The 17,739-nt window shown below is 48.6% G+C and carries 13 protein-coding genes; 5 read left to right on the top strand and 8 right to left on the bottom strand.

The genetic code is table 11. From position 1 onward, the window contains the following. Positions 1-69: 69 nt before the first annotated feature. The 3 genes from SH449x_RS24665 to SH449x_RS24655 form a co-directional block, all read right to left on the bottom strand. Positions 70-510 carry a chemotaxis protein CheW gene (locus SH449x_RS24665; protein WP_482378736.1) on the bottom strand — a complete coding sequence of 147 codons (441 nt, stop codon included), beginning with the start codon at positions 508-510 and terminating at the stop codon, positions 70-72. Between the two features lie 28 nt (positions 511-538). Next, positions 539-3,310, bottom strand: a complete 2,772-nt coding sequence (locus SH449x_RS24660; protein WP_482378735.1) for a chemotaxis protein CheW — start codon at positions 3,308-3,310, stop codon at positions 539-541. A 64-nt stretch (positions 3,311-3,374) separates the two neighbouring features. Next, positions 3,375-4,541, bottom strand: a complete 1,167-nt coding sequence (locus SH449x_RS24655) for a response regulator (RefSeq protein ID WP_482378734.1) — start codon at positions 4,539-4,541, stop codon at positions 3,375-3,377. Between the two features lie 197 nt (positions 4,542-4,738). Here SH449x_RS24655 and SH449x_RS24650 point away from each other — a divergent pair, with 197 nt between their 5' ends. After that, a complete protein-coding gene (locus SH449x_RS24650; protein ID WP_482378733.1) occupies positions 4,739-7,012 on the top strand; it encodes an ATP-binding protein in 2,274 nt (757 codons plus the stop codon). A gap of 25 nt (positions 7,013-7,037) precedes the next feature. Next, a complete protein-coding gene (locus SH449x_RS24645; protein ID WP_482378732.1) occupies positions 7,038-7,841 on the top strand; it encodes a PAS domain-containing protein in 804 nt (267 codons plus the stop codon). A 16-nt stretch (positions 7,842-7,857) separates the two neighbouring features. Here SH449x_RS24645 and SH449x_RS24640 read toward each other — a convergent pair whose 3' ends face one another. Beyond that, positions 7,858-9,354, bottom strand: a complete 1,497-nt coding sequence (locus SH449x_RS24640) for an ISKra4 family transposase (RefSeq protein WP_482376812.1) — start codon at positions 9,352-9,354, stop codon at positions 7,858-7,860. 211 nt (positions 9,355-9,565) lie between these two features. On the opposite strand from SH449x_RS24640, the gene SH449x_RS24635 reads away from it, so the two are divergent. Both SH449x_RS24635 and SH449x_RS24630 read left to right on the top strand, forming a co-directional pair. Next, complete coding sequence (locus SH449x_RS24635; protein ID WP_482378731.1) at positions 9,566-11,119, top strand: PAS domain-containing sensor histidine kinase; 1,554 nt, start codon at positions 9,566-9,568, stop codon at positions 11,117-11,119. Continuing rightward, positions 11,106-11,777 (top strand): response regulator transcription factor, encoded by a 672-nt coding sequence (locus tag SH449x_RS24630; protein WP_482378730.1) that lies wholly within the window; start codon positions 11,106-11,108, stop codon positions 11,775-11,777. The genes SH449x_RS24635 and SH449x_RS24630 overlap by 14 nt, the downstream gene beginning before the upstream one ends. Positions 11,778-11,962: 185 nt before the next feature. Here SH449x_RS24630 and SH449x_RS24625 read toward each other — a convergent pair whose 3' ends face one another. The 3 genes from SH449x_RS24625 to SH449x_RS24615 all read right to left on the bottom strand — a co-directional run bounded on the left by SH449x_RS24625 (position 11,963) and on the right by SH449x_RS24615 (position 15,545). Further along, positions 11,963-12,961 carry a hypothetical protein gene (locus SH449x_RS24625; RefSeq protein WP_482378729.1) on the bottom strand — a complete coding sequence of 333 codons (999 nt, stop codon included), beginning with the start codon at positions 12,959-12,961 and terminating at the stop codon, positions 11,963-11,965. A 77-nt stretch (positions 12,962-13,038) separates the two neighbouring features. Continuing rightward, positions 13,039-14,631 carry a hypothetical protein gene (locus SH449x_RS24620; RefSeq protein WP_482378728.1) on the bottom strand — a complete coding sequence of 531 codons (1,593 nt, stop codon included), beginning with the start codon at positions 14,629-14,631 and terminating at the stop codon, positions 13,039-13,041. 59 nt (positions 14,632-14,690) lie between these two features. Further along, a complete protein-coding gene (locus tag SH449x_RS24615; protein ID WP_482378727.1) occupies positions 14,691-15,545 on the bottom strand; it encodes a ParA family protein in 855 nt (284 codons plus the stop codon). A 159-nt stretch (positions 15,546-15,704) separates the two neighbouring features. Here SH449x_RS24615 and tpiA point away from each other — a divergent pair, with 159 nt between their 5' ends. Beyond that, complete coding sequence (gene tpiA, locus SH449x_RS24610; protein ID WP_482378726.1) at positions 15,705-16,472, top strand: triose-phosphate isomerase; 768 nt, start codon at positions 15,705-15,707, stop codon at positions 16,470-16,472. 226 nt (positions 16,473-16,698) lie between these two features. On the opposite strand, the gene SH449x_RS24605 is transcribed toward tpiA, so the two are convergent. Next, on the bottom strand, positions 16,699-17,595 hold the full coding sequence (locus tag SH449x_RS24605; protein WP_482378725.1) for a hypothetical protein: 897 nt from the start codon (positions 17,593-17,595) through the stop codon (positions 16,699-16,701). Between the last annotated feature and the right edge of the window lie 144 nt (positions 17,596-17,739).

Raw genomic sequence — 17,739 nt, 5'->3', positions numbered from 1 at the left:
CTCCTTACAAAAACGCAAAGAGTTGGATAATTAAGAAAGAAGTAAGGTTTTGTAGAAGTTGTCTTTTGATCAGTTTCTTGCTATGTTTACAGCTTGCTCAGTATCTAGGATCAACAAAAGCCGATCCTTAAGTTTATAGGCTCCCTGAATCATGCATCGTGAGGGCCCCCGCAATGTTTCCGGGGGAGGTTCAAGATGATCAACCTCGATGTTCTGTACCTCACCTATCTGATCGACTAACAGGCTTATTGCTCCGTCGTCTCCACGCACGACTACATTCATTGGCAAACAGTCTTCAGAACGCGGAGAAACCCCTAGTCGCCTACGCAGATCAATAGCGGTTACGATTTGCCCCCGTAGGTTGATAAGACCGCATACTGCGTCGGGCGCAAGCGGAACATGCGTCATCTGCTGGTATCGAATCACTTCTTGCACGATCTGAACATCAACGCCATACATTTGATTATCAACGAAAAACGTGCAAAGCTGGCGACTTCTGGAAAGATTCATAGTAAATTCCTCCTTAGAATGGTTCTGGTTATTCATATTGGCTTAGCACTCCTGATTGCCTAATCACGGCTGGTAGATCTACTACATTTGTGACTCGCTCCTTTATAACGCTGGTGGCGAGTAGCCCTGTTCTTGTAGATTGTCGAGAAACTTCTAAATGAGTTTCCACAATATCTACTATCCTGTGAACAACAAAACCAACACTGGCTGTTCCTTCATTGTAGACAATCACATTTAAGCATGGAGATTCACATTCCTCGTGTGTCTCCATTCCAAGCACTCTCGCTAAACGGATGAGAGGGAGTATTTCATTACGATATTGAACAACCTCTTGATTATCCGCAAATTCAATTTTTGTCTTTTCGATTTTTTCGAGTCGGGCAACCTGTGATATCGGTAACGCCAATCGATGATTCCGAACTGTTTCGAGTATCAGAAGTGTCTGCGGAGTTCCCTCGGAGCTTTGGGATAGTGTGGCTGAATCAACTAGTTTACGATCTCGTTCTTTAGAGATCACATTGGATGTAAAGGCTAAACCCATTACATCAAGGATGAGAGCAACTTGCCCATCTCCCATAATCGTAGCTCCAGAGAAGACAGGGATGGACTTTAGTTGCTTTGTCAATGGCTTTACTACGATCTCTTCGGTGTCGTTTATTTGATCGACGACTAGCCCAAACTGACGTTCATCCGCCCTCAGAACCACGATATTTATAGCACGATTGGATTGTTCGCTCCGAAGAGAATTTGACTGAAGTACAGTATTCATAAAGACGAGCGGAAGAAGTTTACCACGTAATCGATAAACCGGGGATCCCTGTATCCACTCAATACTGTCAGCGGCGTTATCACTTTCAAGCCGCACCAATTCAAGTAGGTTAACCTGTGGAATCGCGAAACGACTATTATCATTAGTAATCACCAATGCAGGAATTATTGCCAGAGTAAGAGGTATTTTAATTTTGATAACCGTCCCCAGGCCAACCTGACTTTTGACGTCGACAGCACCACCGATTTTTTCGATATTCGTCTTAACGACATCCATGCCAACCCCGCGTCCAGAGACATTGGATATCTTCTCGGCCGTTGAGAATCCTGGTAAAAAGATCAGTTGTGCCGCGTCATGATCTGGCATATTCTCGGCCTGATCTTTACTGATGAGCCCCTTCTCCAACGCTTTCGCCTTGATTCGCTTTGGATTCAGTCCAGCTCCGTCGTCGGAAATCTCGATATTGACCTGCCCCCCTTCATGGTATGCTCGAAGGAGGAGACAGCCCTCCGGATTCTTCCCACTTTGAACTCGTGTTTGTGGGGATTCGATACCGTGATCGACGGAGTTTCTCACAAGGTGCGTAAGTGGATCCTTGATTGCTTCGATGATTGTCTTGTCGAGTTCCGTTTCTTTGCCTTCCATCTCGATTCGAACCTCCTTGCCGCAAGTATTTGCTAGATCGCGAACGATTCTCGGAAACTTGCTCCAAACATTTCCGATCGGTTGCATGCGGGTTTTCATTACGCCCTCCTGCAACTCAGCCGTTATGAGATTCAATCTTTGACTTGCGCTTAGCAGGTCACTATCGCCCAGAACTCCGGTGAACTGAATGATCTGGTTTCGGGCCAGAACGAGTTCGCCAACACAAGTCATCAGCTTATCTAACATAGAGACATCTACGCGGATAGTAGATTCAGCCGCAGAGGCAACGGGAGTTTCATTTATCGCTGGGCTAGATGAAGGAGCCTTGCTTTCTTGTTGTATACAAATCTCTGATGGATTCGTTTGTCTCTGAGAAGAGGACGCATCAGTATCTAAGCAATTCTTCGTAGCGGGTGAATCTGAAGCTGATGCGTTGTTGTCGTTCGACGGTTCGTCCTTGGAATCCAAACTAGAAAGATCTAGGCCGCTTGCAGAATTAATCGCATCAATCAGCTCCTCGGCGATGTTCGCTCCGTCCGTTCCTTCACGATCGATTTTTTGCAAATACCTCCGTAGGGTGTCGACGGTCGAAAACATGAGATCACTGATCGCCCCGCTCATCTCTAGGTTACCCGTCCGTAATTTTCCAAGCAAGTTTTCCGCTGAATGGGCAAGTTTCTCGACATTTGCATAGCCGAAGAAACCTGAGCTTCCCTTGATCGTGTGGAGGTTTCGAAAAATTGCATGAACTAAATCACTACTTGACGGATCACGTTCGATACTAACGAGGTCTCTTTCGATCTGTTCGAGATTGTCGTAGCTTTCAATAACGAACTCTTTGTTAGGTTCCCTTCCTGTTTCCGACCCCTGATCCTTACAGGTTTCCGCAGCTGCCGTTGTTGACATTGCAGGACTACTCCGGTCCCCTTCATGATTTTCGGCCCCCCCAGTCTGTGATTTTCCGGTGTCCTTAACAGGTGGGACTGAAACGGTTACTGCCCTTTCATTTAGGAGACTCTCAAGTGCCGCGATGTGAGCAGAAACATCCTCCTCGTTCGATGTCTCGATTGCATTGATTAACCCCTTGAGTCGGTCGGTCGCCGCTAACAAGGTACTCACCACGATACTTGTTGGGCGCATTTCCTGATTTCTCAATCGGTTCAGCACTTCTTCTTCCCGGTGCGCCAAGGACTCTAGAGTTTGAAGTCCTAGAAATCCCGCAGCACCTTTTATAGAGTGCACTGCACGAAAAACATTGTTAACTAAAGCAATATCAATGCTATCTGGTTGGGCTTCTAATGTAAGCAAATGGGATTCAACGTTTTCCAAATGCTCCTGAGATTCGACGACAAACTCAGCCAGTAATTCTTTATCTTCGATACTCATTCGTTAGCTTTCTATACACTCAGACGTGGGATGAAGGAGAACAGGAAACCTTACTTCTTTTTTATCAATTATAATTAAAAAGTTGCGTTAGATTTGTTGGGTGACAGGACGAACTAACAATAACAGTCGACTCGAATAAAGGTTCCTGGTTGTAAAGCAAAGACTGCTTTTTAGTTCCGTTGTTTAATATTCGTTGTACATCATTTAGCGAATCGAAGAAGACATCTAAGAGGGTTGGATCGAATTGAGTCCCTCTACCATCGCTGAGCATTTTAAGGACTTCCGGTTGAGGTATTGCTTTACGATATACGCGATCATGCGAAACCGCATCGTAGAAATCTACGATTGCGACAATTCGAGCGGCAATAGGAATCTGCTCACCGACAAGTCCATCCGGGTATCCAGTTCCGTCCCACCTTTCATGATGCCAACGGGCAATTTGTTCTGCCATTTGCAGCATGGGTACATTTGATCCCGACATGATCTTTGCCCCAATTTTTGTATGGGCTTGCATGATCCTGTATTCTTCAGGGGTGAGCTTTCCTGGCTTCTTTAGGATAGCATCGGAAATACCGACCTTTCCTACATCATGCATACTGGCAGCGAGTCGTATCATGTCGACTTGTGCGTTCGACCACCCTATCTTACCAGCTATAATCGCGCTTAACTCGCCAATCCGACGGATATGTTCGCCCGTTTCGTCATCACGTAGTTTCGATGCTACAATCAGGCGTTCAATGGTCTCCTCGTGTGATTGTCGAATCTGAAGGGTTTGCTCACGAACCTTCTCCTCCAACTCAATCGATCGGTTACGATCAGCAATAATTATTCGCTGTCGTTCTAACGCACGGTCGACTTGAAATAACAATTCCCTCCTATCAACGGGTTTGATAAGGTATCCGGAAGCTCCTGCTGTAAGCGTCGAAATAGCATGTTGAATGTCGTCACAACCCGTCAGCATTAACACAGCAATATCTGGATGTGTCGCTCGTAGACGCGGCAGCCATTCGACACCAGACATTCCTGGCATGTTGATATCAGATGTGATTACATCAATGAATTCAGCATCAAGAATTGCTGTAGCCTCTTCGACACTAGCTGCAAGGAAGCAACTGTGTCCTGCAGCGTTAAGCCATCTACTAACTAACCGTCTTACAAACGGTTCGTCATCGACCACCAAAATGCAAGCATTTCGAGCGTTCTCTTCGCATAAGTTGGTAATTTTACTCATCAGTCTACTCCTTCACTTAGATTCGTCTCAGGCTACAAGCCGTCGAGTCCATCAAGGAAGCCATTAATTCGCCCAACTATATGCCTCTCAATATCGCCTCCGTCAAAGATCTCTTTTCCGCAGTGAGACTAGGTAGTTCCTTTAGACGTCGATCGACACCAACGTTTTTGTGTGGAAATGGAACAGATTCAAACTCAATGACGTTGATTGTTTACGAATCGCAATGTAGATACACTCATCCCAACGCGCATGTCCTAAAGGTTCGAACTAGAGTGAGGCTCGCTATGCAGCAAGGCATGATTGAAGAACAGCTAGTAACCTCCGCCACGACTGAATCAAAAAGTGCCTCGACTCTCTACGACGACATCGATCTTGCAGAACTATTTTTAGCGTCTCCTGACGCTATAGTGATCTGTGACGAGGGTGGACGTATTGTTCTCGCGAACGATCAGCTTTGCCGGATGTTTGACTATAGCGAGCAGATGTTGATTGGTAAGTCAATTGAAGTGCTTATTCCCGATAGATCGCGTGATTGTCATATCGAACACAGAATTGCATATGCAACTGACCCTCAATTGCGGCTCATGGGAAACTGCCGCGAGGTCGTAGGCCTTAGAAAAGATGGTCGTGAAATATGTCTGGAAATTCGTCTACGCCCCTTCAAGTCTGCACAAAGATCCTTAATTGTGGCCGCAATTCGCGACGTGACCGAAATACGCTTTTACAGTACAATTTGCAAGAAGAGTAGACAGTTGCTGGAGCAGATCGCGACAGGGCAACCGACTTCTGAAGTCCTGATGGAATTGGTTAAGAGCATCGAGGACTGGACTCCTGGTGTCCGATGTTCGGTTATGCGGTTGGATTCGAACCAACAAAGATTCTACACTATGCTGGCACCGCGACTCCCAAGATGTATCTCCGATACGATCGATAAATTGTCTGACATAAAATGCGGCCCCCGCAGTCTTTCCGTTCATAGCAATGAACGAGTGATTACCTGCGAGATTGACACAGCCCCAGAATGGACCACATTGAGGGAGCTGGCACTGCAGCATCATCTCGGTGCCTGTTGGTCAGAACCGATCCGCGATGCCAGAGGAGTCGTTCTGGGAAGTTTTGTTGTTTACCACGACAAACCACACCAACCGACAGAAGCGGAATTAGAATTTGTAGCAACCGCCGCCCATTTGGCCGGAATCGCTATCAATCGAGATCTGCGCACCAAAGAATTCCTTGAAAAGGAAGAACAATTACGCCAGTCGCAAAAACTTGATGCTATCGGAACTCTCGCTGGTGGAATCGCGCATGAATTCAATAATCTATTGCAAGTCATTCTTGGCTACACAAGCTGCGTCATAGACGACATACCTGCAGAGCATCCTAGTTTTGGGGATCTGGAAACAGTTCGTACCGCAGGCGAACAAGCACGCGATTTGACTCGCCAGATTCTCACGTTCAGCCGTCACCAAGAAACATCAAAATCCATTCTTGAAGTTCGCAATCTAGTTCATCAGGTAGGAAAGTTTCTACGTCCCCTCTTGGATGCTAGGATCGAATTGAACATTGAGTGCAGCCAAGAAAACCAACCAATCCTCGCGGACCCAAGTCAACTTCAACAAGTTCTGGTAAATCTCTGTCTTAATGCCCGCGATGCAATCGATGGGGCTGGATTCATATCTATCCGCAGTCAGATGGCTGCGCTCGACAAACGCAAAGCGCATGTTATGGGACGTGTGACCGGTGAACTAGCGGTATGCATCTCAGTATCTGACTCAGGTTGTGGAATGTCTCCTGAAGTTTGTGCAAAGGTATTTGACCCATTCTTCACAACCAAACCTATTGGCAAAGGGACCGGTTTAGGCCTATCGGTAGTGCATGGCATCATTAGCGACCATGCAGGAGCGATCGAAATCGATAGTGAGCTAAAGAAAGGAACAAGCTTTCACTTGTATTTTCCTGTTGCAGATAACCCATCTAAAGGAGAGATGACCGCCCCCCCCCCCGAGAGTCCGACTCTTTCTACCACCTCAAATACCCAAGAATCAATCAACATATTGATCGCAATCGATGAAACATCCGAGAGCCATCAGCTAGCCAAACTTCTCACTGCCGAAGGTTACTGCGTAATGATCGCGAGGGATAGTGAAGATGCGATTGGCAAGTTTCGTTCTCATGCAAACAAACTTGAATTGGTTGTTCTCGGTTTTAATTATCCCAGTTGCGAGGGCCAGACAGTCGCGCGAGCTATCCGAAGAACGCACAGCGAGATTCCGATCATTCGTCTCAATCATAAAAATCCAATCGAAATCATTCCCCCTACTAGCGAAACATCAATTAGCACGGATATACTCGAACGTGTTCGAGAAATTGTCACGAAACTTGGATCAATGGCAACACCATCCCCCGTCCCCCCTTTCAGTTCCCCTTCCTACCCACCTCTAATCGAGTCAATACGAGCTCGTAGTCTGTAAGTTTGAGGTTTAAAGTTTAACCGAGATGGAACACGATCAACCGAAACGCCAAAGCTCAACCACCACAGCTACGACAAACAGATTGTCAGGCGCTGCTTTCATTGCGGCGGGAATGGGTACTTGGTCGTTGGACATTACCACTGAGGAAGAATACTGCGATGCGATTCTGATCGGGCTGCTGCATGGGGCACGTGGATTAATCGAATACCTCCTGCCCAGCGAGCGGTCTAGATTAATCTCCGCGATTAACGACACCCGAACAGCCGGTACCTCCATCGACCTAATTGTTACCCTTGACAAATCAAAACCAATGGTCCAATTCCTTAGGATTCGCGGGGGACTAGATGCAGGAGATCCCAACAAGGTCGTTGCCGTTTGCTTCCTTGAGTCCACTCCTGTCGAATGGAAGAACGGTAAGAGTTCAGGGAAATCGAATTCCAGCTTGAATGATTCTAATTGCCTATGCCACTTGGAGGAAGCAATCGCGAGTCTGTGTCACAACGAGCGGCGATTCGAAGAGTCTCAGAAAATTGCTCAAATTGGCAGTTGGGAACTGAATTGTGAATCGAAAGTATTAAGCTGGTCGAACGAAGTTTTTCGCATTTGCGAACTCGACGAGAAAGAAATCGATCTCTCATTCGAGAGTTTTCTAGCCGTTGTTCATCCCGCTGACCGTGATTTGCTTGAAGAAACCTATTGGAATTCCTTGGCAACTCGCCAAGATTACCATTTGGTCCATCGGTTACTGATGAAAGATGGACGGATCAAATGGGTGGAAGAGAGGTGTAGCACACAATTTAATATCGACGGTAATCCGGTTCGGGTGTGACCGGTTGTTCTGTTAGTTACGACGCCATTGCCAAGAACTGATCGCTATAGTTCACTCGTTTCTTACCGTAGATCGAGAGGTTTACCGTTCGGTGCGTTGTGGCTAAGACATCCCAAAGCTCACTCGCTTCGATGCAGCGAAGGTTCAGCATGGTCTGGGCTCCTTTTTCCTTCCATCTCATCCCACTCTTTTCCATTCGATCCTTGGGCACATGCCGACAGGCTCCTTCAATATACCCAGTGCATATCGGATAGCCTTTTGCCAAATACTCACCGTACTTGATTCGTGAGCGGTTGTTTTCCAAATACTTCACGATCTTGCCAAGCTCTTCGCGTTGTGCTTTTTTTATGCCCTTGCGTCTCATCGCAGTCTTGATTCCTATGATCATTAGACCTTCGGTTCCCTTAAGCAGTAGCAGCAGCTGTTCGCGAACATACGAGCTTTGCGAATCTGGTTGGATGATCTTCGCGGCTGCCCAGATTCGCGGAAGTACATGCATCAGGTCCAGTATTTCAATCGTGTTCCATCCCTCCTGGTACTCATGCGCTAAGTTCCAAAGTGATGGTTGCCCGTCGTGCATAACCAAAATCTCTTGACCCTCTCGGTGGCGTCGGAGCGTATTGGCAGTTAGCCATTGCTGAGCTTGCTCTTCAGCGGACTTACCGATCACGTTTCCGTTAGAATCATGCTTGGTCAACGCCCCAAAGTACCGAGGATTCTTCGGCTTAGCTTCTGATCTACTTGTCTCGCCTGACTCAGGCTCATGGAATAAAGCATCAATGATTTCTGTAGCCGTTCGAACATCGCGATCTACGGTATACACTCCGGCCATGCACGCCATTTGTTTCTGCCCCGGCTTGGGGCCCATGCGTTCGACAGAAGCACCCACAGGTGTTTTTTCCGTTTGCTTGCGTACCATCGGGATGCCTTTGTTGTCACTGGTTTGGACCAAGAGTTCTGCCTCGGTAGCTCGATCGATCGATGGCGGATTATCGAGTACCAAGGCCGCTGATTTTCCCAATCGGCTTCCGATCCGTTCGGCGCTGTCGACTGGGACGTGGAGTGACGTGATTCGTTCCAGTAACCCAACCGCTTTATGGAAGGAAGATTCGGTCGCATGAGTTCCGACCCACGACTCGAAGACCAAGGAATAATCATTCTGCGGGAGCCCTAAATGCTCGTCCAAAGGAATGGCTTGGATCGCTTGATCGGGTGTTGTTCCATAGACGTAGCGTTCGATTCTGAAATCGCCAAAGATGGAGCGATACCTCCGAGTCCGTTTGGGCATTCGATTATAGACTCGCCCTTTCTTCTCGATGGTAGGTCCAACATCTCCCTGGCCTGCTTGCTCGATGATTGTTCCAATCAATGCATGTCCGAGAGCCATTAGTCGCTTGTGTAAATCAAGCTCCGTTTGGTCGATCGCTTGCCCCGTACGAAAAGCTGTGTTAGCCAGCTCTTTAAGCTGTGCGACAATACAATCTACATTCTGGAAATCCAACGATTCGTTCATGATTTGACTCCGTGATTGAGAACCGACGAAAAAGCTCGCCGTTACCCTTATTATCTCTCTCAATACTGAAAACGAAACCAATTGGTTGTCGCCGGAAATGATGCCACAATATCTTGTGCTAGCAAATCGCGACTCACTACCGACTAAGCAACGATGAGCCGGTCACACCCATCCGGTTCGATCCTTCGGTACAATTCAAGATGTCACCAAAATGACGCTTTCCGAGCAAGCGTTGCAGGCCTCGCATAGCCGACTTCGGAATATCTTAGATTCCATATACGGATTCGTAGGAGTATTATCGCTCGAAGCAATTTTGCTTGAGGCGAATAGAGCTCCACTTGAAATTGCAGGATTGTCGCGTGAACAAGTTATTGGAAAACCATTTTGGGAAACACACTGGTGGTCCTATTCCACTGAAGTACAAGATCAACTCCGCGCTGCGATTCGACGAGCTGCCGCAGGAGATAAAGTTCGATATGAGGTACCCGTACGCGCGAAAGGAGACGAATTAATCATTATCGATGTATCGTTCGAACCATTGCGCAACGCAAAGGGTGAGATTTATGAAGTCATTGGGTTTGCGAGTGATATAACCGATCGTAAGAACATGGAGACACTTCTCTGGCAGAATAAGCGGTCATTGAGACATGCTCTAGACGCAGTTCCTGCTCAAATCGCAGTCCTAAATAAAGACGGAGTGATCAATTTAACAAATCAAGCTTGGAAGGATTTCGCAATCACGGCAAATCTTACATGGCGACAGGTCGCGGAAGGGGCGAATTATCTATTAGCCTGCGAACATGCTGAGGGGCTTAGTGCAACAGAAGCTCGAGACATTGCTAGGGGAATTCGCCAAGTGATCTCCGGAGAGTGTGCTGAATTTATGGTTAAGTACGAGTGTGTCTCAGACGGTAGCACAAGATGGTTTTTATGCCGGGGACGGGGCTATGGAGATCAAGGTAGCGAACGTATTATTTTGGTGCACACAGACATAACGGTGCTTGAGCAAGCCGAACTTCAGCTTGAAGAGTTACGTTGCCAATTAGCGCACGCTTCACGCGTAGCGACAATGGGGGAAATGGCAGCCGGAATTGCCCACGAACTTAATCAACCTTTAACAGCGATCGCTCTTTATTCAGGAGGCTGCCTTGAAAAACACAATCAGAATTCGCTACCCCCTGAAATCCTCAAGGAGAAGCTGGAATCGATAATGACTCTTGCGAAGCGATGTGGGCAGATTATTCTTGGATTGCGTACGTTTGTCACAAGAACTACAAAAACTTTAATTCGATTTGATGTAAGGGATTGTTTCCAAGCAGTACTAGCACTCACCCAGCACGAATTTAAATTCGCAAGAGTGCGCTGCGATATGCAAGTCTCTCCTAATCCGCTTCCAATGATGGGAGACCCTGTACAAATCCAGCAAGTGCTTCTTAACCTAATTCGTAATGCAATTGAGGCAATTCAAGATAGCAACTTAGAATTTCGACGCATACTAGTCGCTTCAACCTTAAACAACAGATATGAAATTGAGATCACGATTCAGGATTTTGGTCAGGGGATCTCAAAGGACGTTCTAGATAGGTTGTACGAACCATTCTTTACCACGAAATCGAATGGAATGGGGATGGGTTTGAAGGTGAGTCGGTCGATCGTTCGAGCCCATGGTGGCGACATAACTTGCCAGTTGCAGCCTAACTGTGGAACAACATTTCGAATCACCTTGCCAGTTGCTAAAGAGGGGGGACTCCATGAGCAGTATTGATGTCGATAAGTTACCTGTTTTCGTGATCGATGATGACATTGATATGAGGGAGTCGATCGAATGGATACTTACGTCTTTTGGATACCAGGTTACGGTCTTTGAACAAGCAAAAGAGTGTCTCGAATCGATGAAGTTCGATGACCCATGCTGCATAATCGTTGATCTTTTGATGCCTGGTTTGACTGGTTTGCAGTTCTGCAGAGAGCTATTCAAGAAACAGCAAACTTGTGCGGTCATCATGATCAGTGCACACGGTGATGTATCGACTGTGGTTGAGTCGATGAAGATGGGTGTAATTGATTTTCTCGAAAAGCCGTTCACACGTGAAACACTATTAAATGCAGTCAATCGTGCTAAAGAGAAAGCTCAAGAGTTGTATCACGAACAGCTTGAAGAGAAGAGAATTATAGATCGAATCAAGACACTTTCCGCACGCGAGTTGCAAATTCTGGAATGTGTCTCACAGGGAATGGTAACAAAACAGATCGCGAAGCAACTGGGCATCAGCACTAGAACAGTGGACGTCCATCGTTCAAATATCCTCCAAAAACTCAAAATCTCGTCGATCGCGCAGTTGTCTTCCTTCCTGTACCTATACCAACGTCATCACTTACGCAATCAGATCTCTAACGTATTGCCAAACTCAGAATCTCAGTGAACACACAAGGCATTGGGTACGGGTGCCCGTTTACCCCAGGGTGCGCTCCGCGACCCGGGCTATGGTGATGTACTGCTTCGCAGTTAGGGGGAACAGATCGCCCTAGGGCATCGAACAAACGGCAGTCACGATTAGAACGATTTGCAAACGTCTACTCGAAACGATGTGCTTCGCCAAAAAACTAACTACGCATACTTGGCACAAATCCCAAGGCCGTCCGATGTGTAGATCTGCGAAAGCATCTCCGAGAAGACTACCATCCAGGTAAACAATCGCGGCTCGGTGGAAAGGGATTGATCCACTTTGTCCTTAATATGCTTGAGCTCACAGTGCCCTCGCCCTAGTTTGCGGCGACGACAGTAGATGACTGGCCAAACGGAATCCCAAACGTTCGAGAAGACTTGTGTAACGCTCAAATCATTCTTGCCACCGTAGACCGATTCGTGAATGGGAACCAATCGATCTCCTAGCGGTAACCAAATGGGAATCGTCGTAACAGCAGCGGGCTTATCATTTTTGGTAACTCGCAAAGTTCTGTCGGCCCAATCGATAGCGTTTAATATCGGGCTCAAACCGACGCTCAGATCGGGGCGTGTCACCGAAATCGGCTCTTCAACCAAAGCAGACATATTGGGCTGGTTTTCGATCTGAAAGGTCCAACTGCCATCGACCCAATCATTGGCCTTCCAGCTTGCAATGCAGTTGAGGTCCATGGTGTCGGTCTTTGAGGTGGCCATGGTGAAGCCTACCGGTGCCCCGCTTCCAACTCGCGCCACACGACGCTGCCAAGTGGTAAACTCAGCGCTTCGGATCCTCATGGTGACAGGAGTCGACCAGTCGTAGATTCCCAATGCAGCTCCGAGCTCCTGCGGCGAATCCAGTTTCACCGGGCTGGTTCGGCTGATAGTAAAATCGTCGTTTGACGGCAGAATCCATTCGCTCTGAAGACTGGGCACTTGTTCGAGAGCCCAAGTCATCTGATGGTTGTGGCAATAATCCCACAAACTTGCTAGCGAGGACTCGATTTGGTCTCTCTTTTCACGAATCGTCGTTAGGCTGCATATCACCTCGATGCAGTCGACGAGCTTTTTGGTGTCCAACCGGGTCTTTTGGAGAAGAGGATCGTTGGCACCGAGAAATGCCTGAAGCCAGCCGACGGCTGCGTAATCTTGTGTAATGGCCATGAAGTCTATGCAAGTGAGTAAAAACAGCCGGCTCAGTCCGATTCGATCGGTCACCAGCAACCCGCTGTTGTCACACTTTACTTCTTGATTTGCAAGTCCAAAGTAGACTGGCCGTACTTTCGTGCCTTGAGATCCTCGATGGTCAACCGCAGTTTGTAATTTCCTGGTGAAATTTGCTGCGGCATAAAGATTCGGTACACCATGTAGTAATCTCTCCGAACGTTCTGGCAGATGTCAGGCTCCATGGGGAGGGTCTGCTCCACGATTCGGTTGCCATTGCTATCCAGGATCTCATAGCTACCCTGCAATTGCGACTCGAAGCCATCTTTGACCGGAAACGCTGATACGTTCTCCACCTCGCAGTAGAGTAAAACCTCTTCATCCGGCTTGAACTGATAGCGTGGAAATTTCGTGACCACACCATAACGCTCGACATCGGTACAAAAAGCAATATTGCGGACCTCGAGATTGCTTGCCGCCGCCAAGAAACCAGTCGCTTTTCGCTGGCTATCCATGACCAAACTCAAATGCCGCGAGCGAACTGGCATTGCATCCGGGTTGCTTGCTTCGATCAGAGCCAGCATTTGATTGCGATAGTATTCGTTTTCGTCGTCGCTCAAGCCGGAGATGGGCTGCATCGCCTCATCCGGTTTGCGAATCGCTGTATAGAGCATACGGATCGTGAGCTCTTGGTGCAGCCGTAGATTTTCGTCAGCAGGTGGCAAATCCCCCATTTGCTTCTCGAGGGACTGGATGGCTTGTGCCACCGATTGATACCAACCGAGCTGCGAGTTGGACGTAGGACTGTGAGCAGGGACCGCCGCCATGTTCGCTGCCACCGGCAGACCTGCTGGGGTCGCATCCGAGGTCGGCAACGAAGGGGCCGAAGCTGGTGATGAAGAACTGGTAGCCGACGCGGCAACGACATCGCCGCTTTGAGCACTGGTGGCCTGTGCCTGCTGCACATTTTCCGACGCTGCCTGATTGTCATTAGCACTCGCTGCGACGACTGAGTTGCCGGTTGAGGAAGCAGGACTGCTAGACGTGGTATCTTCATCATCGTCGCTGAATCGCATGCTAACCTTGTTGCTGGATGCAACACTGCTGCCAGTATCGTTCAGGCTCGATTGTGCGACCGAAGACTCCGCAGACGATTCTGTAGCTGGCAAACCGATCTTCTTGGATGCGGCCAGTTGCCGCTTAAGAATCTCTTGATACTGCGGAGGCAAACCATCTAACGCAGCATCCAAGTCGATGTCTTCTACGCCTGTATCAGCTATCTGGCCGTTATTGCTCCTAAGAGCTTGTCCAGCTTGTCCATCGTCAGCCGCCGGACTCGTCTGCGGTTTTGCAGCGACGTTATTGGTTGTTGGCGGGGTTGTGGTATTCGGTGTGGGAGCGACTGGTGTTGAAGCAGAGGATTCAGCGGAGCCAGAATCGCTGAGCCCTGTCCGAACCGCAGTATCGGCCCCCCTTTGTTTGCTCCGTTTGGCTTCCATGTAAGGCCGCGGAACCTGAGACATTTGTCCCGGTGTGACACCCCATTCGTCTTCTTCCACGTAGCCGCCGCCGCGTCTTAGGCCTAGTTGCTGACAGCCAGCCACTACGCTACCTAGCAGAATGAGCGACAGAAATCTTTGTCTTTTAGAAAAGCGATAGGTCGATTCCATTCCCCTTCTCCCTCGGCAGGATCCTTGTCTGGGCACTCTTTCCGCATCAACGTCCTGACTCACGTGGCTACTCCATCCAAGTGCTTGCTGTTTTGATGACTTGCTTCGCAAGGCTCCTCGGAGGAGGTTTCCGTTGCTAACACCTCGTAAGCCAGCGAAAGGTAGTCTTCCGCACCGTGGCTATTGGACGCGTATTCAAAAATCGATTGTCCGAAACTAGGAGCTTCCGCCAAACGAATGTTGCGACGTACCTTAGTTTGGAAGAATTGAGCCGAAGCCCAAACGGGACTCGTGGAGGCATTGCGATTCAAAAACTCTTCGACATCGCGACTGACTTCTTGAGCTAATCGCGTACTTGATTCATACATGCACAGCACGATACCACCTAGGTGCAACGTGGGGTTCAGTCGCTTTGCCACAATTTCAATGGTTCTTAAAAGCTTGCTCAACCCGTGAAGAGCCAAGAAGTGCGGTTGCAGTGGCAGGAAGACTTCGTCCACCGCCGTCAATGCGTTCAAGGTCAATACGCCGAGCGACGGGGGGCAATCGATGATGAGAAAATCGAAATCCTCGGAATCGATATCCATCTTGTCCTTTAGTATGACTTCCCGTCCCACCTCGCCAGCCAGCTCCATTTCTGCTGCCGCCAAATCCAAGTTGGCAGGAACAATTGCCAATTCTGGCGTCAAGTACCGTCGGGCATGGCAGAGCAGAGCGTCTCCGCAAAGAATATCGTAAACGCTAGTCTCCCCCTCGCCGACCGTCACCCCGAGGTGTAACGACGCGTGAGCCTGGGGATCCAAGTCGATAACGCAAACCCTTTTTCCGCACTGAGCCAGGGCTGCTGCCAAGTTAACGGCCGTGGTGGTCTTGCCAACGCCACCTTTTTGGTTGATGACAGCTATTTTTCGCATCAGAAAATCCCCAGAATTGAGTAAGGTTCTTTAAAGTGGACCGTAGCAAATGGCGGGGAGCGAAATCTAGGTCAATCTCGGTGGCGTTGACAATTTAGGCAAATTCTGGAATCTTTTGGGCAGCCGCCCTCCAGATCCTCGTTCCTCCGATGGTGTTTCGTGCGTAATTACTTGATTGCTGGCAATTGGAAGATGAATCTTCTCCGAGATAGCTCCGTCGCCCTCGCCCACCAACTGACCGACCAACTCTCGCCATCAACGCAAGTTATTGTCGCGGTTTGCCCCCCCAGCGTTTATATCCACGACGTAGGAGCAGCCCTTCGCGGCAGCACGATCCGGCTCGGTGGTCAAAACGCCTACTTCGCCGCCGAGGGCGCTTATACGGGTGAGGTCAGTTGTGCCATGCTCAAGGATCTATCGTGCACCTACGTGATTCTCGGGCACAGCGAACGTCGAGCCATCTTTCACGAGACGGATGACTTGGTAAATCAAAAAGTCAAAGCGGTATTGGCCGCCGGACTTACACCGATCGTGTGTGTTGGCGAAACGCTAGAACAACGCGAGGCGAATCAAACTCAGACGGTTGTTCGCACGCAGTGCCGAGGCTCTTTGGCTGGATTGACTGGGAAAGAAATGGCTCGAACCGTGCTCGCTTATGAACCAGTTTGGGCGATTGGAACTGGCAAGACCGCCACGCCAGCACAAGCCGAGGAAGTCCATGCCGACATTCGTAGCTTGCTAGTCGAATTGTTCGGCGAGCCGGTGGCCGACCAAGTGATCATTCAATATGGCGGCAGTGTCAAAGCGGACAATGCTTACGAATTGCTCAGCCAACCCAACATCGACGGCGCACTCGTCGGGGGTGCTTCCCTCAAAGCCGATTCGTTCTTGGCCATCGTGAACGCAGCCGCCAGCATCAAGAAATAATTAAGCGGCACAGCTAAGCAAAATCGCCCCAGCTGCTTTCGTCCCGAAAGGAACCAATCTGGGTAGTGGATCTTGATAAAGATCCCAAAACTGGTAGTGGATCTTGTTAAAGATCCCCCCGTCAACCGGCTAAACAACATTCAAAAAATCTGGAATTTTAACAACTTCCACTACTAATTTATTTGTTCATAGAGATCAAAAACCGAAATCTGAACAAGGTACGTCTCTAACGCAACCGCGAACGGGCTGTAAAGTGCGGGAGTTCAGGTCTCGTATTTTCCGGATCTTTGGCTGCTGTCCAAACAAGACTTCCATCCAATCGCATTTCTAGGCCACCTGAAGTTGCGCGAACACACGCGTACTCCCAGATCATATGCCCATCATTCTCTACCGCCTCCAGCATTAGAACGATCTCAGGATCTGTTCCAGCAGCGAACGCGAAAAGAGCACCGTCTACCGGCAAAGCTTTCGATTCAGTTCGTTCAGTGATTTCATAACGGTAGAGTGGACGAGGCAACAGGCGAAGAAACTCGTTGTCGGTATCCCCAGGATTCCAGCCAGTGAGCTTCCCCTCGAATCGTACTGCAATAGCCTTCATTTGTCTCAGTCTTACCGCTGGACTCGCTGCTGGCGACTCGGCTTCCGGGACAATCTTAAACTTTACGGCAGCTGACTCGGGTGCCCAGATAACCCTTTCACCGGACTTGGCAATCAACCCTGGTGTCCCTGCAAGCAAATCGAATTCATGTTGGATCGTTTTCTCCCATGGAAATATGCTTGCCATCGCCAATGGGTAACCATTGTTCAGCCAAATGGCTAACATGGCTTCTCCATCCTGACCGCGTGCAGCATTTCGCCAACGAAACACGGGTCGCGAAACCAGCTTGTTTTCGGAATCCCTCGCTGCATAGAGATCGAAATTGTCGACTGCCTCCTCAACCTGTTTGCTCAATTGCTTTGTTTCGCCGATTTCATCGGATAATGTTTCCTGCAATTCGATCTGCAAGGAGTGCTGCCCCCGTTGTGGATCACCTCCACCTTCTCCATCCTGTGCATTCGCAATGGCGATTGGCCAACCCAAACACACAAGAACAAAAGCAAAGAGGGCCGTGGAAGGTTTCATGGATGTCATCGCACAAAAAAGAGCTGAGGGGTGGTTATGGTTTGCGAGCTAGACTCTACCGTTACCTCTACTTTATAGGCAATCTGTCTAAATTGTGCAATCAAAATGGTGTACAATAGTTTTTCGATAAGCCTATTGACTAGT

The organism is Brakhagea baltica (assembly GCF_052161605.1).
Lineage (GTDB): Bacteria > Planctomycetota > Planctomycetia > Pirellulales > Pirellulaceae > JBKCUI01.
Note: the sequence above shows the minus strand (reverse complement) of the source record. Positions and strands in the feature narration are given on the sequence as shown.